The sequence below is a fragment of the Streptomyces sp. 4F14 genome (assembly GCF_048159485.1).
GTDB lineage: Bacteria > Actinomycetota > Actinomycetes > Streptomycetales > Streptomycetaceae > Streptomyces.
In genome coordinates this window covers 26297-48350 of sequence record NZ_JBLRVY010000020.1, presented here as the reverse complement: position 1 = coordinate 48350, position 22054 = coordinate 26297, and the positions used below count along the sequence as shown (strand labels likewise).

Here is a 22054-nt window from a genome sequence, read left to right as displayed (position 1 = left end):
CCCTTCCAAGGATTTGATCCGGACCCCGTCCCCTCGGGGCCCGGCCCGATTCCGGACGAGCCGTTCACCGGGCTACTGGGCGGCATCGTGGAAGGGGGCGTCCATGGGACGCCATCGCAAGCCCACCCGCTGGGACAAGGTCCGTCTTCGGATGGTCCAGTTCAAGAGGAGGTGGATCTTGCGGCTGTTTGGATGGTGAGTGGCCGCCCCCACGAAGACTAGGGGCGGAACACCCATGAACCATCCGGGAGCCTGCCGCAGTAGCCTCTGCGGTGGGCTCCCACTTTTTTGGGTGGGGGCCGCCCCCACACGACCTAGGGGCGGAACACCCATGAACCATCCGGGAGCCTGCCGCAGTAGCCGCTGCGGTGGGCACCCACCCGTCCCCAAAGTACCGGCCTCGTCTGTCGTGCGCCACCAACCCCAGAAGTGCGCTCCCTTCGCGCGCCCCCTTTCACAACCGGTGCGCCGCCCCCGTAGGAGTTGCTCCCCGGGTGTCCAGCAGGAGCTGTGCCTTTACCGACAAGCCCTGGAGGTCGTACGTCCGGTGCTGCTGGAGGAGGATCGTCAGGTCGGCGTCGGCGGCGGCCTCGTAGAGGGAGTCGGCGCGGGGGACGGGGCGGTCGAGGACGTTCCAGGAGGGGACGTGGGGGTCGTGGTAGCTGATCGAGGCGCCGAGTTCCATGAGGCGGACGGCGATCTCGTGTGCGGGGGTGTTCTGGCGGTCGGCCAGGTCCGCCTTGTAGGTGACGCCCAGGAGGAGGACGCGGGCGCCGCGCGCTGATTTGCCGTGTTCGTTCAGGAGGGCGGCGGCGCGCTGGACGACGTAGCGGGGCATGCGCGTGTTGACCTGCTGGGCGAGTTCGACCATGCGCAGGGGGCCGCCGGGGTGGTCGAGGGGGACGGAGTGGCCGCCGACGCCGGGGCCCGGGCGGAACGCCTGGAAGCCGAACGGCTTGGTCTCGGCGCACCGGATGACGTCCCAGAGGTCGACGCCCAGACGGTGGCAGAGGATCGCCATCTCGTTGACGAGGGCGATGTTGACGTGCCGGAAGTTGGTCTCCAGGAGCTGTACGGTCTCCGCTTCCCGCAGCCCGCGCGCGCGGACGACCTTGTCGGTGAGCCGGCCGTAGAACGCGGCGGCGGACTCCGTGCACGCGGGCGTGAGGCCGCCGATGACCTTCGGGGTGTTGGCCGGCGTGAAGGCGCGGTTGCCGGGGTCGACGCGGCTGGGGGAGTGCGCGAGGTGGAAGTCGCGTCCCGCGCGCAGGCCCGAGGTCTCCTCCAGGAGGGGCCGCAGGAAGTCCTCGGTCGTCCCGGGGTGCACCGGCGATTCGAGGATCACGGTGGTGTGCGGGCGCAGGTGCCCGGCGAGGGTGCGGGCGGCCGACTCCACCGCGCCGAGGTCCAGTCCGCCGTCCGCGTCGCGCGGGGTGGGCGCGCAGATCACCGCCGTGCGGACGCGGCCGAGTTCGGCGGGGTCGGTGACGATGCGGAAGCCCCCGGCGAGCATCCGGCGCAGTTCGGCGGGGGTGAGCGAGCCGGGTTCGGGGCCGGTGCGGTAGCCGACCGTGGGGATGCCTGCGGCGACCGCGGCCTGGGCCAGGGGCAGGCCGAGCGGGCCGAGTCCGATGACGGCGAGATCTGCGGGCATGGCGTGGGCCGTCCTTCCCAGTCACCGAGAACGGTGGGGTTAACCGAAGCGGGGCGGGTGCGCAAGCCCTGTGGACTGGACGGGCGAGCGCAATGTCAGACTAGGAGTAAATATGACCGTTATGCGGGATTGGTCGGGCGTGTTGTCCACAGGTGGGGTGCGAGTGGTGGCCTAAGTCGGGCGAGACGGTCAGACTCTGAGCGAGGGAACGGTGATCGACGGCGGGAGGCGACGGTGAGGACAGCGACACTGGGACCGGTGCAGCGGGCCGAGTCACTGGCGGACATGGCCGAACACGAACTCGACATCCTGGTCGTCGGGGCCGGAGTGGTCGGCGCGGGCACGGCCCTCGACGCCGTCACCCGGGGCCTGTCCACCGGCCTGGTCGAGGCCCGCGACTGGGCGTCCGGCACCTCCAGCCGCTCCAGCAAGCTCATTCACGGCGGCCTGCGCTACCTGGAGATGCTCGACTTCGCCCTCGTCCGCGAGGCCCTCAAGGAACGCGGCCTCCTCCTGGAACGCCTCGCACCGCACCTGGTCAAACCGGTGCCGTTCCTCTACCCGCTCCAGCACAAGGGCTGGGAGCGGCTCTACGCGGGCTCGGGCGTCGCCCTCTACGACGCGATGTCGATGGCCCGCGGCCACGGCCGGGGCCTGCCCAGGCACCGCCACCTGTCCCACCGCCACGCCCTGCGCGTCGCCCCCGCCCTGCGCAAGGACGCCCTCGTCGGCGCCCTCCAGTACTACGACGCCCAGATGGACGACGCCCGCTTCGTCGCCACGCTGGTGCGCACAGCCGCCTCGTACGGCGCGAAGGTCGCCAACCGCGCGCGGGTGACCGGGTTCCTGCGGGAGGGTGAGCGGGTCGTCGGCGCGCGCGTGCAGGACGTCGAGGCTGGCGGGGAGTACGAGATCCGGGCCCGGCAGATCGTCAACGCGACCGGGGTGTGGACCGACGACACGCAGGCCATGGTCGGCTCGCGCGGCCAGTTCCACGTCCGGGCGTCCAAGGGCATCCACCTAGTCGTCCCGCGCGACCGCATCAACTCCTCGACCGGGCTGATCCTGCGCACCGAGAAGTCCGTGCTGTTCGTCATCCCCTGGGGGCGGCACTGGATCATCGGGACCACCGACACCGACTGGGACCTCGACAAGGCGCACCCGGCCGCGTCCAGCGCCGACATCGACTACCTCCTTGAGCACGTGAACGCCGTGCTCGCGACGCCGCTCACCCGCGACGACGTGGAGGGCGTGTACGCCGGGCTGCGGCCGCTGCTGGCCGGCGAGTCGGACGCGACCAGCAAGCTGTCGCGCGAGCACACCGTCGCGCATCCGGTGCCGGGGCTCGTCGTCGTCGCGGGCGGCAAGTACACGACGTACCGGGTGATGGCCAAGGACGCGGTCGACGAGGCCGTGCACGGGCTCGATCAGCGGGTCGCCGCGTGTGTCACCGAGGACGTGCCGCTGCTGGGCGCCGAGGGGTACCGGGCGCTGTGGAACGGGCGGGCGCGGATCGCGGCGCGGGCCGGGCTGCATGTCGTGCGGGTCGAGCATCTGCTGAACCGGTTCGGCGCGTCGGCGCAGGAGGTGCTGGACCTCATCGCCGGGGACGCCTCGCTCGGGGAGCCGCTCCAGGGGGCCGACGACTATCTGCGGGCCGAGGTCGTCTACGCGGCCTCGCACGAAGGGGCCCGGCATCTGGATGACGTGCTGACTCGGCGGACCCGGATCTCCATCGAGACCTTCGACCGGGGCACGCGGTGCGCCCGCGAGGTCGCCGAGCTGATGGCGCCGGTTCTCGGGTGGGACGAGGGGCAGGTCGAGCGGGAGGTCCAGCACTACGAGAAGCGGGTGGAGGCGGAGCGGGAGTCCCAGCGGCAGCCGGATGATCTGACGGCGGACGCGGCGAGGTTGGGGGCGCCGGACATCGTGCCGCTTTGAGGCGCCTACGGGGGTGCTGCTTTCTGACGTTCGGCGGCTGCGGGTCCGTCGTGGTTGATCGCGCAGTTCCCCGCGCCCCTAAGGGCGATGGCCGACCCGGTGATTTCTTGGAAGCGTCACTCGATCGAGCTACAGCCTGTCGGGATCTCTGCGGGGAACCCGCCCGTTCTCCTAGTGACGCGGGCAGAACTCGGCAGCGAGCAAGGCCGGTTCGAGGTCGGGGGTCGCCAGCGTCGTGGTGTTCACGCGGAACGTGAGGACGTGGCGGCCGTCGGCGGTCGCGGCGGTGCGGACGTAGCTGCCGGGGATGCGGCCGTCGTGGCCCCACACCGTGACACCGCAGGGCAGCCTCGTGGGGAACAGGCCCAGGCCGTACGAGCCGTGCGCGGCGCGGGTGTCGAGCATCTCGTGCAGCCAGTGCGGGGGCAGGAGGCGGCCGGAGAGCAGCGCCGCGTAGAAGCGGTCGAGGTCGGCGAGTGTGGTCACCAGTTCGCCGGCGGCGCCCGCGACGCGGGGGTCGAGATCGGTGACGTCGGAACCGTCGCTCGCGTAGGCGCGGCCGTGCGGTGAGGGAAGGGACGTACGGGAGCCGGGGAAGGAGGTGCCCGCCAGACGGAGGGGAGCGATGATGCGGCGCTCGGCCTCGGCGGCGTAGGAGCGGCCGGTGACCTGTTCGACGACCAGGCCGAGCAGGACGTAGTTGGTGTTGGAGTAGGAGAAGCGGCCTCGGTCGGCAGGAGGGTGGGTGAGGGCCAGACGGACGGCTCCCAGAGCGGTGACGGGGACGGTTCCCCGGGTGGTCCGGGTGAAGTCGTACAGGCCGCTGGTGTGGGTGAGCAGGGCGCGCAGGGTCAGCGCGCGGCCGTCGTTGCCGGCTCCCCGCACCAGTCCCGGCAGGTGCCGCTCCACCGGGTCGGACAGCGACAGCCGGTGCTGCGCGGCCAGTTGGAGCACCACGGTGGCCACGAAGGTCTTGGTGACGCTGCCGGCCCGGAAGTGGTCGTCCGGGGAGATCCCGGCCCCGGCGGAGGCGTACCGGCTCCCGCCCGGTGTGCGCGCCAGCAGGGCGGCGGCCGGGGCCTTCCCCCGGGAGACCAGCAGGGGCAGCAGCGCCTGCGGGGACGGGTCGACGGTGGCCCGTGAACCGGCCGTCGCGAGTTCCAGCAGGAGCAGGGCGGCGGCCACGACCAGCAGGCTCCGGGGCCGGGGCATCGCGGTCCTCCTCGGGTGGGTGGGGGTCATGATGCAGGCCGGAGATGGGCGTGAGGTGTGACGGCGATGGGGGAGGCGTGGGGTTGACGTGACGGTCGGGGACAACTGGCCCCGGGTGTCGGGTGGTTGGGTCACTTCGGGCGCCGGTGCGGTGAATGTCCGGGCGGGCGCGGCGGGATGACGGAGGAGCAGGGCGAGGGGAGGAGGTGAGGATGGCCGGACCGTGGCGTACCTATTGGCCGGAATGTGCGGAGGAGGGGTACGCGCAGAGGGGGGTCCGGGCGTCGGGCACTTGGCGGGTAGGGGACAATGGAGGCTCTGTCAGGGCGGGTTGCATGAGGGGACGCATGTCGGAGGCGGAGCGGGCGGGGACATCCCGTCAGGACAAGAGCGCACGTCTCCTCGCCGGGCGGTACCGGCTGGGAGGCGTACTCGGCCGCGGCGGCATGGGGACGGTGTGGCGCGCGGAGGACGAGACGCTCGGGCGGACCGTCGCCGTCAAGGAGCTGAGGTTCCCGTCGAGCATCGACGAGGAGGAGAAGCGCCGGCTCATCACGCGCACGCTGCGCGAGGCCAAGGCGATCGCGAAGATCCGCAACAACAGCGCGGTGACCGTCTTCGACGTCGTCGACGAGGACGACCGGCCCTGGATCGTCATGGAGCTGGTCGAGGGGCGCTCGCTCGCGGAGGTCATCCGTGAGGACGGTCTGCTCAAGCCCCGGCGCGCGGCCGAGGTCGGGCTCGCGATCCTCGACGTGCTGCGGGCGGCGCACCGCGCGGGCATCCTGCACCGGGACGTGAAGCCGTCGAACGTGCTGATCGCCGAGGACGGCCGGGTCGTGCTCACCGACTTCGGCATCGCGCAGGTCGAGGGCGACCCGTCGATCACCTCGACCGGGATGCTCGTCGGCGCTCCCTCCTACATCGCCCCCGAGCGCGCGCGGGGCCACAAGCCCGGCCCGGCGGCCGACCTCTGGTCGCTCGGCGGCCTGCTGTACGCGGCGGTCGAGGGCGCCCCGCCGTACGACAAGGGCTCGGCGATCGCGACGCTCACGGCGGTGATGACCGAGCCGCTGGAGGAGCCGAAGAACGCCGGACCCCTGCGGGACGTCATCTACGGGCTGCTCACCAAGGACCCCGTGCGGCGCCTCGACGACGCGGGCGCGCGCCGGCTGCTGGAGAAGGTCGTCTACGCGCCCGAGGCCGAGGAGCCGCCGCCGCTGGAGGTGACGCAGGCCGTGCCGATGGTCGCGCCGCCGGAGCAGGCCCGCGAGCCGCGGAAGGCCACCGTCACCGCCGGTGCCCCCGTCGGGCGCACCGAGCCGCCCGCGGGCGGCGCCCCCGCCCCGGCGAACGCCCCCACGGCCGGGCGCAGTTCGGGCTGGCCCGTGATGGAGCCGCCGGACCTGCCCGCGCGGCCGGTGCAGCGCGCGCCGCTGACGGACGTGGTCCCGAAGCGGACCCTGGTGATCATCGCGGTGGTCGTCGTGCTCGCCGTGATCGGCACCGTCCTCGCGGTCACCCTCGGCGGGGGCGACGGCAACGACAGCTCGCGCGGAGAGGGCGGCAAGCAGGCCGTCGCAGGCGGGAGCGTCGGCACCAAGGAGGACGAGTCGGGCGGCACCCGTACGGACGGGGCGGCCGGCGAGACCCCGGCGGCCGGCGGGACCGCCCCGAGCGGCGGCGCGGGCACGCGGGTGTCGCCCTCGGCGTCCTCGGCGGACGCGGCGGTGTCGACGTACAAGGGCGGGCAGGGGTACACGATCGGGCTGCCCGCCGGATGGGCGTTCCGGACGGCCGGCTCGGCCGGGGACCGGTTCACCGGGCCCGACGGGCAGAAGCTGCTCGTCGCCTGGACCAGCACCCCCAAGGACGACCCGGTCGCCGACTGGACGGCCCAGGAGAAGTCCATGCGGCGCGCGCAGTACCGCAAGATCCGCATAGAGGCGGTGGACTACCGGGGCTGGAACACGGCCGACTGGGAGTTCACCTACACGGAGAGCGGTACCGCCTACCGGACCATCGACCGGGGCTTCGTCGTCGACGGCAGCCAGGGGTACGCGCTCATGTACACGGCGAAGGCCGCCGACTGGGCCGGTGAGCTGCGCGAGTCGACCTGGGCGGCGCTGACGGAGAGCTTCACGCCCAAGAAGTGAGACGGACGCTTCCGGGCGGGGCGTACGGGGGATGGACCGGGATATATGGCAACCGCACTTTGCGGGTTGCCTCCGGCACGTATCGTGAGTGCTTGCGGACCGTACGCATCCGGGTAGGGGTGCACAACGGAGCGCGACGCGAACGGAATTGACAGACCGGGTGGCCGGGGGAGGCACGATGGACGACTACGCGGGTCGAGTGCTCGCCGACCGCTACCGCCTGCCGCTGCCGCCGTCCGAGGCGTACGAACTCAGCGAGACCCGGGCCTTCGACACGTACAGCGGCCAGGAGGTCCTGGTCCGGCAGGTGCCGCTGCCCGAGGTCGTCGAGGCCGAGGTGCTCGACGCGGAGGGGCTGCCCGAGGGGTTCACCGCCCGCGAGCGCGCGTACGGCGCCGGCGCGAGTACCCGCAGGCCCGCCGACCCGGTCGTGCGGCGCGCGCTCGAAGCCGCGCAGGCCGCCGCGCGGATCCCCGACCACCCCCGGCTCGACCAGGTCTTCGACGTGTTCGCCGAGGGCGGCTCGCTGTGGATAGTGAGCGAACTCGTGGGCGCGCGCACGCTGGCGGAACTCCTCGCGGAGAAGCCGCTCACGCCGTACCGGGCGGCCGAGGTCGCCTCCGACGTGCTGATGGCGCTGCGCGTGCTGCACGCGCACGGCTGGGTGCACCGCAACATCACCGCGCGCACGGTCCTGGTCTGCGACGATGGGCGGATCGTGCTCACCGGCCTCGCGGTCGGCGCGGCCGAGGAAGCGCTGTGTGGGAACGACCCGGTGCCCGCCGAGGACGGGCCGCTGCCCCGGACCGTGTCGACGCCGCCCCCCGGGGAGGGCGGGCCGGACCTCGAAGCCGCCCGGCGGGCCGCGATAGAGGCACGCGCGGCGGGCCGCCTCCCCGGCGGCGAGAGCGGCAACGGCGCACCGGCCCCCGCCGGCGAGATCGCCCGGCGCACCGTGCTCCCCGAGACCGGCGACGACATCCGCGCCGCGCGCGCCGGAGCCATCGCCGCCTACCGCGCGGGCGCGCGCGCCGCCGCCCGCGTGCAGGAGGCCCAGCAGAACGGGAAGGCCCTGGAGAGCGGGCGCGCACCGGAGAACGGCCGCGCCGCGCTGCCGGGCGCGCACGGGCAGATCGCCGACCCGTACGGGGTGCGCGAGGCGCAGGGCCTCGCCGGTCCCTACGGCACCCGCGAGACGCCGGGCGTCGCCAGCCCCTACGGCATACGCGACCCCCACCCCGCGTCAACTCCGGCACCCGTCACTCCCACCCGATGGAGTGACCTCGCGGCGGGAACTCCCACCCCGCCCCCGGCCGTTGACCAGGCAGACACCGCCCGTCCCGCGCACACCGTCCCCCAGCAGCCGACCCCGACGTCCACGCCGACCACCGCGCTCGCCGCCGAGCGTGCCCGCCAGGCACGGATGGCGGTCGTGGGCCCCGTCACCGAGCGCTGGGCCCCCGAACAGGCCGGACCGGTCCACGAGAACTGGCAGCTGGCCGCACCCATCGGCCCCGCCACCGACCTGTGGGCGCTCGGCGCGCTGCTCTTCAGGTCGGTCCAGGGACACGCGCCCTACCCGGAGGAGTCGACGGCCGAACTCGTCCAGATGGTGTGCGGCGAACCCCCCGCCTTCGCCGAGGAGTGCGGTCCGCTCAGGCCGGTCGTGGAGTCGCTGCTGCGCCAGGACCCGACCGAGCGGCCGGACTTCGAGGAGCTGCGCGGCTGGCTGCGGTCGCTGGTGCGCTCGGCGCCCGAGGCGGAGGCCGGCGCGTACGTCGTCACCGCCCCGCCCGCCGACCCGCGCCGGCTGCCGATCATCCGCCGCAAGGGCGAGCTGGTGCGCCGCCGCAAGGCCAGGGCAAAGGCCCAGGCCAAGGCACGGACCTCGGCGGGCGGGGCGCACGCCCGGCACAAGCGGGGGCGGACCGAGCCGGTGCGGGGCGCTGAGCCGGAGCGCTCGCCGCGCAGCCTCGGGCGGACGCTGCTGCTGATCGTCCTGCTCCTGCTGGCCGGGGCGATCGCCTACGCCGTGTTCTTCATGCCGAAGGCCGGCGACGAGGGGGCCGCGCGCAGCCCCGGTGCCTCGGTCGGCGCCACCGAGAACGCCGGGGCGACCGCATCGCCGCCGCCCGCCAGCAACCAGCCCCGGCCCGACCAGTCGACGCCGGGGGACGGCGAGACGACGGCCGGGACGTCCACGCAGGCCGGGTCCGAGGTCGCCGACGGGTTCACGCTGCGCGCCGACGACGCCGGGTTCCGGATCGCCGTCGCCGACGGGTGGGAGCGGTCGCCGAAGAACGGGCGCGGGCAGGTCGTCTACGCGCACGGGAACTTCGAGCTGATCGTCGTACCGGGCCGGGACACCGCGGCGGCCAACGGGAGTGATCCGATGGCCTACCAGCGGGACCGGGAGAGCGAGCTGGAGTCCTACCGGCAGTCCAGCTGGGCCACCGCCTCGGGGCTGAGGAACATCCAGGTCGGGCAGCAGAAGATGGCCGAGGGGCAGTTCACCTGGACGAGTGACGGCGGGCAGGAACTGTTCGTGCGCAACCGGGCCATCCTCATCGCCGGGCGGTACCACGTCGTCCAGGTGAGGGGGCCGGAGGCGGAGCGGGACGAGGTGACACGGCTGTACGAGCAGGCGGCGGAGAGCTACCGGTACACAGGCTGAGACCCGGTTCCCGGAACCCGTCCGAAGCGACAACCGTCACAGTGATGTCTCCATGGGCCCCCTTTGGTTCCACGGACGTCGGCCGGTCTTTACGCTGAGCCTGTCAAGAGCATTGCGGGGCAACGTGAATCAGATGCAGGGCCTGCTCATCGCGGGCCGCTACCGGCTCGTCGACTCCATCGGGAGCGGCGGCATGGGCCGTGTGTGGCGTGCCCACGACGAGCTGCTGCACCGGGCCGTCGCGATCAAGGAGCTGACCGCCGCGCTCTACGTCTCCGAGGCCGACCAGCCCGTCCTGCTGGCCCGGACCCGGGCCGAGGCGCGGGCCGCGGCCCGGATCAACCACTCCGCCGTCGTCACCGTCCACGACGTCCTCGAACACGACGGCCGGCCCTGGATCGTGATGGAACTCGTCGAGGGGCGCTCCCTCGCCGACGCGGTCAAGGCGGACGGCCGGGTCGAGCCCGCCGAGGCGGCGCGGATCGGGATGTGGGTGCTGCGGGCGCTGCGCGCGGCGCACTCCGCGGGAGTGCTCCACCGGGACGTCAAACCCGGCAACGTCCTCCTCTCCGACGACGGGCGGGTGCTGCTCACGGACTTCGGCATCGCGCAGATCGAGGGCGACACGACGATCACCCGTACGGGGGAGGTCGTCGGGTCCGTGGACTACCTCGCGCCCGAGCGGGTACGGGGCAACGACCCCGGGCCCTCCTCCGACCTGTGGGCGCTCGGCGCGACGCTGTACACCGCCGTCGAGGGGCGCTCGCCCTTCCGGCGTACGTCCCCTCTGACAACGATGCAGGCGGTCGTCCAGGAGGAGGCCGCCGAGCCGCGGCACGCGGGGGTGCTCGGGCCGGTCATCACCGCGCTGCTGCGCAAGGAGCCCGCGACCCGGCCCGACATGGCCGAGGCCGAGCAGATGCTCGCGGAGGCCGCGGAGGGGCGGCGGGCCCCTGGGGCGCAGGCGTACGTGCCCACGCAGTACGGGGGCGGCGGGTACGGGGGGACGTCCGGGGCGGGGTTCGACTCGGGGTCGGCGGCGGGGTTCGGGAGCGGGAGCCAAGGGGTTGCCGGGGTTGCCGGTGCTGGTGGCGGGAGCAACGGGACCGGGTTCGGGGGTGTCGGGAGCGACGGGGTCACGGCCGCTTTCGGGTCCGGGAGCGGGCCCGTGCCGGGTGGGTTCGGCTCGGGCAGCGGGCCCGTGCCGGGTGGCGGGTTCGGGTCCGGGAGCGGGCCTGTGCCCGGCGGTGGGTTCGGGTCGGGCAGCGGGTCCCTGCCGGGCGGCTTCGCGTCCGGCGGGCATGCCGGGGGCGGGATGCCGTACGGCGCCGGGCCGGAGGCGCACTCCGGGGGGCAGGCCGTGCCGGTCGTCGCCGGGGGCCGGGCCGGTGAGCCCAAGCGGCGGCGGCTGCGGACGCTCGCGCTGGTCGTCGTGCTGGCCGCGCTGGTCGGCGGGGGAACCGCCGTGGCGTTCCAGCGGTGGGACGAGGGGCGGCAGAAGGAGTCCTCGGCCTCGGCGGACCCCTCGCCGGGCCCGTCCGCCGTCGAGGGGACCGTGCCCGACTCCTGGGTCGAGGTGGACGATCCCCTCGGCTTCGGCCTGTCGCTGCCCGAGGGCTGGAAGCGGGAGGTCTTCCAGGACGACGGGGACCTCAAGCAGATCGACTACACGCCGGACAACGGCAAGCACTTCGTCCGGATCGCGATGGACGTCTCGCCCGACTACGCCGACCCGTACGCCCACCAGATCGACCTGGAGAAGCAGCTCCAGCGGCTCGTCGACTACCGGCGGGTCAAGCTGGAGGCGAACCTGTACCGGGACCGCAAGGGCTCCGAGTGGGAGTACACGTGGACGGCGCTCGCCAAGGACACGAAGTTCCCGGGGCCCCGGCGGGCGGTCGAGGAGACGTACGTCGCGCACGACGGCACGGAGTACGCGATCTACATGTCGTCGCCGGCCGACGACTGGGCCACCGCCGCCAAGCAGTTCACGTCGGTGCTGAAGAGCTGGCGGGAAGCGGACCGGTCGGGGAGCTGAGGCGTTCCGGGCGGGGGGCTTCTGGCGGTTCGTCTGGTTCCCGCCGGGCCCGGTTCCGGTTCGCGTCGACAATCCGGTGGTTCGCACGGTAGTCATGTGGGCATGAGCGACGACCGGGGTGCCGGGGACGACAGTGACGGGCGGATAGTGGGCGGGCGTTACCGCCTTCTCGCGCCGATGGGGGCCGACGGGACGGGAGTCGTCTGGCGGGGGCGGGACTCCGAGACGGGCGCGGACGTCGCCGTCAAGGCGCCCCGGGTGGCCGGGGAGCCGGGCAGCGAGGAGGCGCGGCGGTCCGCCCACCGGCTCGGACAGGAGGCCCGGGCCGCCGCCCGGGTGGAGCACCCCGGGGCTGTCGTCATTCATGACGTTGTGATCGAAGGGGCCGAGGGGGAGCACCAACTCCCTTGGGTCGTCATGGAGTTCGTCGAGGGGGAGTCGCTCGCGCGGGCCCTGCGGCGGGGGCCCTTGGAGGTGGTCGAGGCCGCTCGGGTCGGGGGCGTCGTCCTGGGCGCCCTGCGGGCCGCGCACGCCGTAGGGATCGTGCACCGGGACGTGCGGCCCGAACACGTGCTGCTGGGGGCGGACGGACGGGTCGTGGTGACCGACTTCGGGATCGCCCATGGGTACGAAGACGGCGGCGCCGTACGGGAGTTGGAGTTCGCGGCGCCGGAGTGGGCCGCCGGGGGGCACGCCGGGGCCGAGTCGGATCTGTGGTCGCTCGGGGTGCTGCTGTACGCCGCCGTCGAGGGGGTGTCGCCGTTCCGCCGGGACACGGCCGAGGAGACCCTCGCCGCGGTGCTCGCCGGGGAGGTGCCCGCGCCGGTGCGGGCCGGTGAACTGGGGGCGGTGCTCTCGGGGTTGCTGGTGAAGGAGCCGGGGGAGCGGATGGGGGCCGGCGAGGTGGAGAAGGTGTTGAGGGAGGTCTCCGGGAGCGGTGGTGCCGTACCTGAGAGGGAGGTGAGGGAGGAGCGTGTCCGGGTCGTCGTACCGGAGGACCAGGAGGAGTACGACGTCCAGGTGCCCGTGCGGCGGCGGCCGTTTCCCCTCAGCCTGTTCTTCGGGTGACCCGGTGGCAACCCCCTGATCAGCACCTTCCTTGCCAGTGAACGCTGGCGCGGTGTGCGGGTGCCGTGAATCCCCGTTACCGACGGGTACCCAAAGGCGTGGCGGCGGCATACCCTGCGCGTCATGACGGACTCGCAGGCTCGAAGCAGCGCCCCGCACGGCACGAACCCCGTCGCCCCGGCCCCGGCCGGGGTGCGCACCGCCGCGGACGTGGTCACCCCCGACCTGATCGCCCAGCTCACGAAGGGCGTCGTCGGCTCCGGACGCACCGCCAACCACACGCCGTTCACCGGGGAGAAGCTCGCCGACCTGCCCGAGTCGACGCCCGAGGACGTGGCGCTCGCCTTCGAGCGGGCCCGCGCCGCGCAGGACGTCTGGGCACGTACGCCGGTCAAGGAGCGGGCGGCGGTGCTGCTGCGCTTCCACGACCTGCTCCTGGAGCGCCAGGCCGAGGTCCTCGACCTGGTCCAGCTGGAGACCGGCAAGGCCCGTCTGCACGCGCACGAGGAGGTGCAGGCCGTCGCGGTCGCCGCCCGGCACTACGGCCGACGCGGGCCGTCGTACCTGAGGGCCAGGGGGCACACGGGCGCCGTCCCCAGCCTCACCAAGGTCACCGAACTGCGTCACCCCCGAGGGGTGGTCGGGCAGATAGCCCCCTGGAACTACCCCCTGGAGCTGTCCGTCGGGGACGCGATACCGGCGTTCGTCGCGGGCAACGCCGTCGTCATGAAGCCGGACACCGAGACCTGCCTCACCGCGCTGTGGGCGCGCGACCTGCTGATCGAGGCGGGGCTGCCCGCCGAGGTGTTCCAGGTCGTGCTGGGCGACGGTCCGGTCATCGGGCCCGAGATCGTGCGGCACGCCGACTACGTCTCCTTCACCGGCTCCACCCGCGTCGGCCGCGAGGTCGCGCAGGGCGCCGCCGCCCGGCTGGTCGGGGTGTCCCTCGAACTCGGCGGCAAGAACGCCATGCTGGTCCTGAAGGACGCGGACGTCGAGAAGGCCGCCGCCGGCGCCGTCCGGGCCTGCTTCTCCTCCGCGGGCCAACTCTGCGTCTCCATCGAGCGGTTGTACGTCCACGAGTCGATCGCCGAGGTCTTCCTCGACCGGTTCGCCGCCCGGACACGCGCGATGCGGCTCGGCAACTCCCTCGCCTACGGCGCCGAGATGGGCTCGCTCGTCGGGCAGCGGCAACTCGACACCGTGACCCGGCACGTGGAGGAGGCCGTCGCCAAGGGCGCCACGGTCGTCACGGGCGGCACCGCCCGCCCCGACATCGGCCCCTACTTCTACGAGCCGACCATCCTCGACGGCGTCGAGGCGCCGATGGCGGTATGCGGGGAGGAGACGTTCGGGCCGGTCGTCGCGATCTACCGGTTCACCGACGAGGACCAGGCGATCGACCTCGCCAACTCCACCTCGTACGGCCTCAATTCGTCCGTCTGGACCAAGGACGGGCGGCGTGGGCGGGCCGTCGCGGCGCGGTTGCGGACCGGGACCGTCAACGTCAACGAGGGGTACGCGTCCGCGTACGGCAGCGTGCAGTCCCCGATGGGCGGCATGAAGGACTCCGGGCTCGGGCGGCGGCACGGGTCCGAGGGGATCCTCAAGTACACCGAGGCGCAGACCGTCGCCCATCAGCGGCTGCTGCCGATGGCGCCCTCGCTCGGCATGGACGACGAGAAGTACGCGCGGTTCATGAGCCGCAGCCTCAGGGCGATGAAAGCGTTCCGGTTGCGCTAGGAGAGCAGCGTGTCAGAGATATCCCCAGGCGCCCACGACTACGACGTGCTGGTCGTCGGCTCCGGCTTCGGCGGGTCCGTCACCGCCCTGCGCCTCACCGAAAAGGGTTACCGCGTAGGCGTGTTGGAGGCCGGACGCCGGTTCGGCCGCGACCTGCTGCCCAAGAACTCGTGGGACCTGCGCAACTACCTCTGGGCTCCCCGGCTCGGCTTCTACGGCATCCAGCGCATCCATCTCCTGGGCAACGTCATGGTGTTGGCCGGCGCCGGGGTCGGCGGTGGCTCCCTCAACTACGCCAACACCCTCTACGTACCGCCCAAGGCGTTCTTCGAGGACCCCCAGTGGAAGGAGATCACCGACTGGGAAGGGGAGTTGACGCCGTACTACGACCAGGCCCGGCGGATGCTCGGCGTGCGGCTCAACCCGACCGTCACCCCCTCCGACGTCCACCTCAAGGCCGCCGCGCAGCGCATGGGCGTCGGCGACACCTTCCACATGGCGCCGGTCGGCGTCTACTTCGGGGACGGCGAGGACGCGGACGGGCAGGGGCCGACAGCCAAGCCCGGTGAGGAAGTCGCCGACCCCTACTTCGGCGGGGCCGGGCCCAAGCGGCGGGCCTGCACCGAGTGCGGGGAGTGCATGACCGGCTGCCGGCACGGCGCGAAGAACACCCTCAACGAGAACTACCTGTACCTCGCCGAGAAGGCCGGGGCGACCGTCCACGCGATGACCACCGTCGTCTCCGTCACCGACGACTCGCGCGGCGGGTACGCGGTCGCCACGCTGCCCACCGACAACCGGCGCAAGGGCAAGGGGCGGATCCTCACCGCCCGCCACGTCGTCCTCGCGGCCGGCACCTACGGCACGCAGACGCTGCTGCACCGGATGAAGGCGGGCGGGCAACTCCCGTACCTGTCCGAGCGGTTGGGGGAGCTGACCCGGACCAACTCCGAGGCGCTGGTGGGGGCGCAGACCGACGAGCGGCGCTACCGGAAGGTCACCGGGAACAGCCCCGACTTCACGCGCGGGGTCGCCATCACGTCGTCCGTGCATCCGGACGGCAACACGCACATCGAACCCGTGCGGTACGGCAAGGGGTCCAACGCGATGGGCGGGCTGTCCATCGTCCAAGTCCCTTACGCGGAAGGGTCGTCGAGGGTCGCCGGCTGGCTCGCGCACATCGCCCGGCACCCCTTGCTGCTGCTGCGGTCCCTGTCCAACCGGAAGTGGTCCGAGCGGACCATCATCGGGCTCGTCATGCAGTCGCTGGACAACTCCCTCACCACGTACCTGAAGCCGTCCGGTGTGGGCAAGGGGCTGCTGACCGCCCGTCAGGGGCACGGTGCCCCCAACCCCCAGCAGATCAAGGCCGCTTCACAGGCCGCGTCCGCGCTCGCCGCCGACATCAACGGGTTCGCCGGCTCCAACGTCGGGGAGCTGATGGGGACTCCGCTCACCGCGCACTTCCTCGGCGGATGCCCCATCGGGGACTCCCGGGAGACCGGCGTCATCGACCCCTACCACCGGCTCTACGGCCACCCCGGCATCTCCGTCGTCGACGGGGCCGCCGTCTCCGCGAACCTCGGCGTCAACCCCTCCCTGACGATCACCGCACAGGCCGAGCGCGCCATGGCGTACTGGCCGAACAAGGGCGAGCCCGACACCCGGCCCGCGCAGGGAGAGGCGTACGAGCGGCTGGCCGCCGTCGAGCCGAAGTCGCCGGCCGTGCCGGAAGAGGCGTTCGGGGCACTGCGGCTGCCGTTCCTGGGGATACCGGTAGTACCCCCCAAGGGGGACTGACAACACGAAGGGACCCGCGCCCCCCTCCGAGCGCAGGTCCCTCCGTAGTCCTCAGGTACGACGCGAGTTCTCAGGTACTACGCGTGGCTGCCGTCCGTCTTCCGGCGGCGCACGACGAAGATCGCGCCCGCACCGGCGACGACGGCGGCGCCGCCGACGAGGCCGATCATCGGGAGGGCGGAGGAGGAACCGGTCTCCGCGAGGCTCCCGGTGACCTCGACGTCGTTCAGGTTGACCGGCTTGGCGCCGCCCGTCTGGGGCTTGGCGTCGTTCGGCTTGCCGGGCTTCGAACCGGCGGCGAGGATCTGGAACTCGTAGAACGCGCCGTTCGGGTCGTTGCCGACCCAGCAGCTCTTGGCGTCCGAGTACGTCGCGAGACCGATGGCGAAGCCGAGGGAGTCGGGCACCTTGCCCGCGACCGAGAGGCGCAGCTTGTACGACGTGGACGAGCCCGCGCCGAGCGTGAGCGGGCTGAAGGTCGTCGCGTCACCGATGCCGTCCTCCAGAGTGACCCACTGGCCGCTGGACGGCTGGAAGACCTGGAGCGAGAGGGCCTCGGAGTAGTCCTCGTCGCCCTCCTCGTCCCCGGCGGCGACCAGGATGAACGGCTTGATGTTCTTGATCGTGTCCTTGCCGTCGTTGGCGACGTCGAAGGTGAAGTTGTGCCAGCCGCTGCCCGCGACGATCTTCTCCGGCAGGTTGGACAGACCGGTGCTCAGGCTCTCGCTGAGCGGGATCTCGTCCTCCTCGGACAGGGTCTCGCAGTAGTCGACCTCCGCCGGGGCCGACGCCGAGGAGCTGACCGACGTGCTCGCCGACGGCGTACCGGCCTGCGCCTTGGACGTGCTGTCGCTCGGCGTGCTCGACGACGAGGTGCTCGGCGACGCGCCGCTCTTGTCATCGCCGGTCGTGTCAACGGCCGCCGGAGCCGACGGCTCCTCGGACACCGACTCGCTGGCGGAGGCCGACGGCGACGGGGACGCGCTGCTGTCCTCCGCGAACGCGGACGGCGCGGACATCAGGGCCAGCGGGGACAGTGCGGCGGTCGCGGCGGCCACGGCTATGGCACGGCGGAGCTTCATGAGAAGACCTCGGGTTGTCAGGCACGGCGCACCCGGTTGGTGTGACGTGTCGGCGGAGACCTTCCGCGTTGGGGGGCGCGGGTGTGGCCCGTGTTACGGGAGGTTTGATCCGCGACCGATGGGAAAGGTTGCACGGTTTCTCACGGAGTTCTCATGTGTTCCCCGTCACGCGGTTTCGGTGTGGGCCGCATCACGTACGCTCTCTGCCGCGCAAACCTGTGCGAACACCGAGGGGGATGGCCACCGTGCCCGAGATATCCGACGACGACTGGGAGAAGTTCCTGCGCGAGAGCGCGGAGAACACGTCCGCCGAAGCACCGAAGGAACCGTCCGCGCGCGCCCGCATGGTCACCGCGCGCCTGCGCGAGCAGGAGGCCCGGGGCGAACTCCCCGAGGGCTGGCGCACCGGCCCCGCCTGGCGCGACACCGAGGCACGGGCGCGCAAGCGGCGCCGCCTGTGGACGTTCGTCGGCGTCCCCGTCGCCGCCGCGCTGGCCTTCGTGGCGATGAAGCCGTCGGTCATCCCCGGCGACCCCTTCGGTACGGGATCGACGGGCACCGACGTCGCCGCGACCCCCCTCCCGCCCGAGACCGCCGCCCCCAGCGGCGCCCCAGGAGCCGTCGACCCGGACGCCCCCACGCAGGCCCGCCCCTTCGCGGGCTCCCCGGCGCTCCAGTGGGCCGACGGCGCCGCCGGCATCGTCCCGCCCCCGGCGACAGCGGTGAAGGGCTTCACGAAAACGCAGGTCAAGGACCTGCTGGCGAAGACACGCGCCCTCCTCATCGACACCAACCTCGACCCGGCGACCCTGCGCGGCGCGCGCCCGGACGCCGCGTCGAAGCTGATCGACCCGCTCCAGAAGGACGTACACAGACTCCTCGGCCCGGCCCTGAGCAAGCCCGGCAAGAAGGACGATCCGCTGCTGCTGACCAGCCGGTTCGACCCCGCCGAGGTGCGGATCGCCGGGAACGTCGTCAAGACGCGCGGGCGGATGACCTTCGCCGGGGACAAGGACGGCTCGGTCGTCGTCCGCGCCGACTACACCTTCGTCTATCCCGTGGTCCGCGCGGGCACGCCCGCCGACGACAAGGACGCCGAGGCGACCCGGACCATCGTCCGCCGCCTCCTGGAGGTTCAGCTCTCCGATCCCGCGCGCTTCCAGGTGACCCCGGGGACGGTCTTCCTCGCCCAGAACCAGATGGAGAGCGGCAACTCCACGTGTGACGTGTACGACGGCTGGTTCCACCCCGAGTTCGTCGGCGACCGCTCGTCCGGGCCGGCGCCCTCGGGGCCCGAGGAGGACCCGTACGACCGGAGCAAGGAGCTGGACACGGGGACGCCGGGCGTGGAGGAGCCCTGCGGGACGGTCTCGCGCGTCTAGTCAGGAAAGAGAAGAAGGGCCCCGCGGGACGGAGCCGCAGGGCCCTTCTTTCGTCAGCACCGGCGTCAGGGCAGCGCCGGTGCCTCCCGGGAACGGCGCCGGGGGGTGCGCCGCTGTGGGTGGTGCGTGGGCCGGCCCGTCTCCCGCCGTACCGCATTGGTCTGGACCTCTGGCAGTGGGCGTTCCGGCTGCTCCGCTCGCCGTGCACAGCGATACGGGGTTTCGTGGGGGGACGTGAAGCTTGTACGCATCGTGCTGGATGAACGCGGTCCCCGCAACCGTTTGACCCAGCCCTTGTAGATTTTTGCACTTTCCGCCGGCCGGCCCCGAGCGTCCCCGGGGCCGGCCGTTTCTCTGGGATGACCGGGCCGCTGTCCCCTGCCGTCCGGTCATCTCGCTGGAGCGAGGTCCCACGACGCACGGCACGATCCGTACGTCTCATCGCTCCGACGAGCCACGCGTGGTTCTTCCGGGCCCGCGCCTGGCTGGCACGGACACCGGTACCAACGACGGATGCCGGGACCGGTCACGCGCCGTACGGGTGAGGGAGGGCCCGAACTCATCTGCGAGACACGGCAGATGCGCGGATACGGCGGATGCTCAGATCCGGCCCCGGCACAGCTCCAGCAGCGTCATCGCCAGCGTCGTCCCCGGCTTGCCCAGCGCCTCGCTGTAGTGGCCGATGACCTCCATCTCGCGGGAGAGGTTCACGCGCCGCCCGCCGGAGGTGATGCGGGCGTCCTGGATGACGGCGGAGACGGCGGCGCGCTCCTGGATGAGGCCGATGATGCGGTCGTCGAGGGCGTCGATGCGCTCGCGGGCGCCGGTGATCACGTCCGCGGCGTCGGTGGTCTTCGCGCCGGTGAGGTCGAGGGAGGTCATGCGGGGCTCCTTGGGGTTCGGTGTGCCCCGGAACGACAGGTCCCGGACGAGAAAACGGCAGGCGCCCCGGGCCTTGTCGGCCCGGGGCGCCTGGGAAGTCGCTCGGCTTTTCGCTCAAGCACGACCATGGCAGCCGGCGGGCCGGGTGCCATAGGTAAAGACGGTGAACGTCGTGGGCTTGAACATGCGGCCAGTATGCCACGGCCCCCGTCCCCCCGGCCCCCCTCCGGCAGCCCCGGTAGAATCGGCCCCACGCACCCCGCCCCTCCGCCGGAAGGCCCCCGTGTCATCAGCGACCCCAGCCGCCCCCGACACCGTCCTGGTCGTCGACTTCGGCGCGCAGTACGCCCAGCTCATCGCCCGCAGGGTCCGCGAGGCGCGGGTCTACAGCGAGATCGTGCCGAGCACCATGCCGGCCGCGGAGATGCTCGCGAAGAACCCGGCGGCGATCATCCTCTCCGGCGGCCCCTCGTCCGTGTACGAGGAGGGCGCCCCCCGCATCGACGGCGCGCTCTTCGAGGCAGGCGTCCCCGTCTTCGGCATGTGCTACGGCTTCCAGCTGATGGCGCAGGCCCTCGGCGGCACGGTCGACAACACGGGCGCGCGCGAGTACGGCCGTACCGACCTGCACGTCGCGAAGGTGTCGTCCACCCTCTTCGAGGGCACCCCGGCCGAGCAGGCCGTGTGGATGTCCCACGGCGACGCCTGCTCGGCGGCGCCCGAGGGCTTCGCGGTGACCGCGTCCACCGACGTCGTCCCCGTCGCCGCCTTCGAGAACGACGAGAAGCGGCTGTACGGCGTCCAGTACCACCCCGAGGTCATGCACTCCACGCACGGCCAGCAGGTCCTGGAGCACTTCCTCTACCGGGGTGCCGGGCTCAAGCCGGACTGGACCACTGGCAATGTCATCGAGGAGCAGGTCGCGGCGATCCGCGAGCAGGTCGGCGACAAGCGCGCCATCTGCGGGCTCTCCGGCGGCGTCGACTCCGCGGTCGCCGCGGCGCTCGTCGCGCGGGCCATCGGTGACCAGCTGACCTGCGTGTACGTCGACCACGGCCTGATGCGCAAGGGCGAGACCGAGCAGGTCGAGAAGGACTTCGTGGCCGCGACCGGCGTCAAGCTGGTCGTCGTCGACGCGGAGGAGCGGTTCCTCAGCGCCCTCGCCGGGGTCTCCGACCCCGAGGAGAAGCGGAAGATCATCGGGCGCGAGTTCATCCGCGTCTTCGAGCAGGCGCAGGCCGAGATCATCGCGGACGCGGGCCCGGCCGTCGAGTTCCTCGTGCAGGGCACGCTCTACCCGGACGTCGTCGAGTCCGGCGGCGGCACCGGCACCGCCAACATCAAGTCCCACCACAACGTCGGCGGCCTCCCCGAGGACCTGGAGTTCCAGCTCATCGAGCCGCTGCGCAAGCTGTTCAAGGACGAAGTCCGCATGGTCGGCCAGGAGTTGGGCCTGCCCGAGGAGATCGTCCAGCGCCAGCCCTTCCCCGGCCCCGGCCTCGGTATCCGCATCGTCGGTGAGGTCACCAAGGACCGCCTCGACCTCCTGCGCGAGGCCGACGCCATCGCCCGCGAGGAGCTGACCGCGGCCGGCCTCGACCGCGAGATCTGGCAGTGCCCGGTGGTGTTGTTGGCGGACGTCCGCTCGGTCGGCGTCCAGGGCGACGGCCGCACCTACGGCCACCCGATCGTCCTGCGCCCGGTCTCCTCCGAGGACGCGATGACGGCGGACTGGTCGCGGCTGCCGTACGACGTGCTGGCGCGCATCTCGACACGGATCACGAACGAGGTGCGGGACGTCAACCGGGTTGTGCTGGACGTGACTTCGAAGCCGCCGGGGACGATCGAGTGGGAGTAGTGGTCAGGTGCGCTTGATCGTGCGCACCGGCTTGCCGGGCTCCCAGAGCTGGACGACCAGGTAGGTCTCGTCCTCCACGAACGTCCTTGTGACGTCGGTGAGTTCGGTACGGAAGAGGTGGAACGGCTCCGGCGGTTCCACCTCTTTCATGTACGCCGCCTTCAGCGGGCCGTCCTCGACTTCCAGCGCCCGCCCGGAGATCCGTACGTCGCCCCCGCCCAGGCTCGTCCCCTCGCCGGGGTTCGCCTGGAGCGCGAACCTCGGATCCCGTTGCAGGTCGCGGGCCTTGAGGGAGCCGGTCATCATGCCGAGCCACAACTCGCCCTCGTGGAAGCGGACTTCGATGCCGCTGGTGCGCGGGGAGCCGTCCTTGCGGAGCGTCGCGAGGACATGGTGGGTGTGCTGCGCGAACCGTGCCTCGGCGGTCGCGGCGAGGTCGGGTTCGGCCGCGCGGAAGGCGGCCCAGTTCGTGGTCATGGGGTGAGTGTCCCGGCGTATCCCGACATCCTCTGTCGCCTTTCCCGCGCGGCCCTGCCCTTTTCCGCCTACCGGCGGTAACTTCCG

General features: G+C 72.4%; 14 protein-coding genes. 9 read left to right on the top strand and 5 right to left on the bottom strand.

Annotation, left to right across the window (positions count from 1 at the left end; translation table 11 throughout):
• Window positions 1-454 precede the first annotated feature (454 nt).
• Window positions 455-1654: a nucleotide sugar dehydrogenase gene (locus ACLZOT_RS30310; RefSeq protein ID WP_416972313.1), complete on the bottom strand. Its 1200-nt coding sequence runs from the start codon at window positions 1652-1654 to the stop codon at window positions 455-457.
• 234 nt (window positions 1655-1888) lie between these two features.
• Here ACLZOT_RS30310 and ACLZOT_RS30305 point away from each other — a divergent pair, with 234 nt between their 5' ends.
• The gene (locus ACLZOT_RS30305) at window positions 1889-3595 is read left to right on the top strand and encodes a glycerol-3-phosphate dehydrogenase/oxidase (protein ID WP_416972312.1); all 1707 of its coding nucleotides are present in this window, start codon (window positions 1889-1891) and stop codon (window positions 3593-3595) included.
• 171 nt (window positions 3596-3766) lie between these two features.
• Here the strand turns inward: ACLZOT_RS30305 and ACLZOT_RS30300 are convergent, their stop codons facing one another.
• Window positions 3767-4807 carry a serine hydrolase domain-containing protein gene (locus tag ACLZOT_RS30300; protein WP_416972311.1) on the bottom strand — a complete coding sequence of 347 codons (1041 nt, stop codon included), beginning with the start codon at window positions 4805-4807 and terminating at the stop codon, window positions 3767-3769.
• 347 nt (window positions 4808-5154) lie between these two features.
• Between ACLZOT_RS30300 and ACLZOT_RS30295 the strand changes: the two genes are divergently transcribed.
• The 6 genes from ACLZOT_RS30295 (at window position 5155) to ACLZOT_RS30270 (ending at window position 16286) form a co-directional block, all read left to right on the top strand.
• Window positions 5155-6963 carry a serine/threonine-protein kinase gene (locus ACLZOT_RS30295; protein WP_416972438.1) on the top strand — a complete coding sequence of 603 codons (1809 nt, stop codon included), beginning with the start codon at window positions 5155-5157 and terminating at the stop codon, window positions 6961-6963.
• A gap of 178 nt (window positions 6964-7141) precedes the next feature.
• Entirely contained in the window at window positions 7142-9637 is a 2496-nt protein-coding gene (locus ACLZOT_RS30290; RefSeq protein WP_416972310.1) for a protein kinase, read from the top strand.
• 133 nt (window positions 9638-9770) lie between these two features.
• The gene (locus ACLZOT_RS30285) at window positions 9771-11675 is read left to right on the top strand and encodes a serine/threonine-protein kinase (RefSeq protein WP_416972309.1); all 1905 of its coding nucleotides are present in this window, start codon (window positions 9771-9773) and stop codon (window positions 11673-11675) included.
• Window positions 11676-11777: 102 nt separating this feature from the next.
• Window positions 11778-12743, top strand: coding sequence for a serine/threonine-protein kinase (locus ACLZOT_RS30280; RefSeq protein ID WP_416972308.1), 966 nt, complete (start codon window positions 11778-11780; stop codon window positions 12741-12743).
• Between the two features lie 123 nt (window positions 12744-12866).
• Window positions 12867-14486, top strand: coding sequence for a succinic semialdehyde dehydrogenase (locus ACLZOT_RS30275; protein ID WP_416972307.1), 1620 nt, complete (start codon window positions 12867-12869; stop codon window positions 14484-14486).
• A gap of 9 nt (window positions 14487-14495) precedes the next feature.
• Window positions 14496-16286 carry a GMC family oxidoreductase N-terminal domain-containing protein gene (locus ACLZOT_RS30270; protein ID WP_416972306.1) on the top strand — a complete coding sequence of 597 codons (1791 nt, stop codon included), beginning with the start codon at window positions 14496-14498 and terminating at the stop codon, window positions 16284-16286.
• A 77-nt stretch (window positions 16287-16363) separates the two neighbouring features.
• Here the strand turns inward: ACLZOT_RS30270 and ACLZOT_RS30265 are convergent, their stop codons facing one another.
• Window positions 16364-17368 carry an LAETG motif-containing sortase-dependent surface protein gene (locus ACLZOT_RS30265; protein ID WP_416972305.1) on the bottom strand — a complete coding sequence of 335 codons (1005 nt, stop codon included), beginning with the start codon at window positions 17366-17368 and terminating at the stop codon, window positions 16364-16366.
• Between the two features lie 236 nt (window positions 17369-17604).
• On the opposite strand from ACLZOT_RS30265, the gene ACLZOT_RS30260 reads away from it, so the two are divergent.
• Window positions 17605-18750 carry a hypothetical protein gene (locus ACLZOT_RS30260; RefSeq protein WP_416972304.1) on the top strand — a complete coding sequence of 382 codons (1146 nt, stop codon included), beginning with the start codon at window positions 17605-17607 and terminating at the stop codon, window positions 18748-18750.
• Between the two features lie 600 nt (window positions 18751-19350).
• Here ACLZOT_RS30260 and ACLZOT_RS30255 read toward each other — a convergent pair.
• Window positions 19351-19632 (bottom strand): chorismate mutase, encoded by a 282-nt coding sequence (locus ACLZOT_RS30255; RefSeq protein ID WP_416972303.1) that lies wholly within the window; start codon window positions 19630-19632, stop codon window positions 19351-19353.
• 283 nt (window positions 19633-19915) lie between these two features.
• On the opposite strand from ACLZOT_RS30255, the gene guaA reads away from it, so the two are divergent.
• Entirely contained in the window at window positions 19916-21490 is a 1575-nt protein-coding gene (guaA, locus tag ACLZOT_RS30250) for a glutamine-hydrolyzing GMP synthase (protein ID WP_416972302.1), read from the top strand.
• Window positions 21491-21493: 3 nt separating this feature from the next.
• On the opposite strand, the gene ACLZOT_RS30245 is transcribed toward guaA, so the two are convergent.
• Window positions 21494-21967 carry a pyridoxamine 5'-phosphate oxidase family protein gene (locus ACLZOT_RS30245; protein WP_416972301.1) on the bottom strand — a complete coding sequence of 158 codons (474 nt, stop codon included), beginning with the start codon at window positions 21965-21967 and terminating at the stop codon, window positions 21494-21496.
• Window positions 21968-22054: the final 87 nt, after the last annotated feature.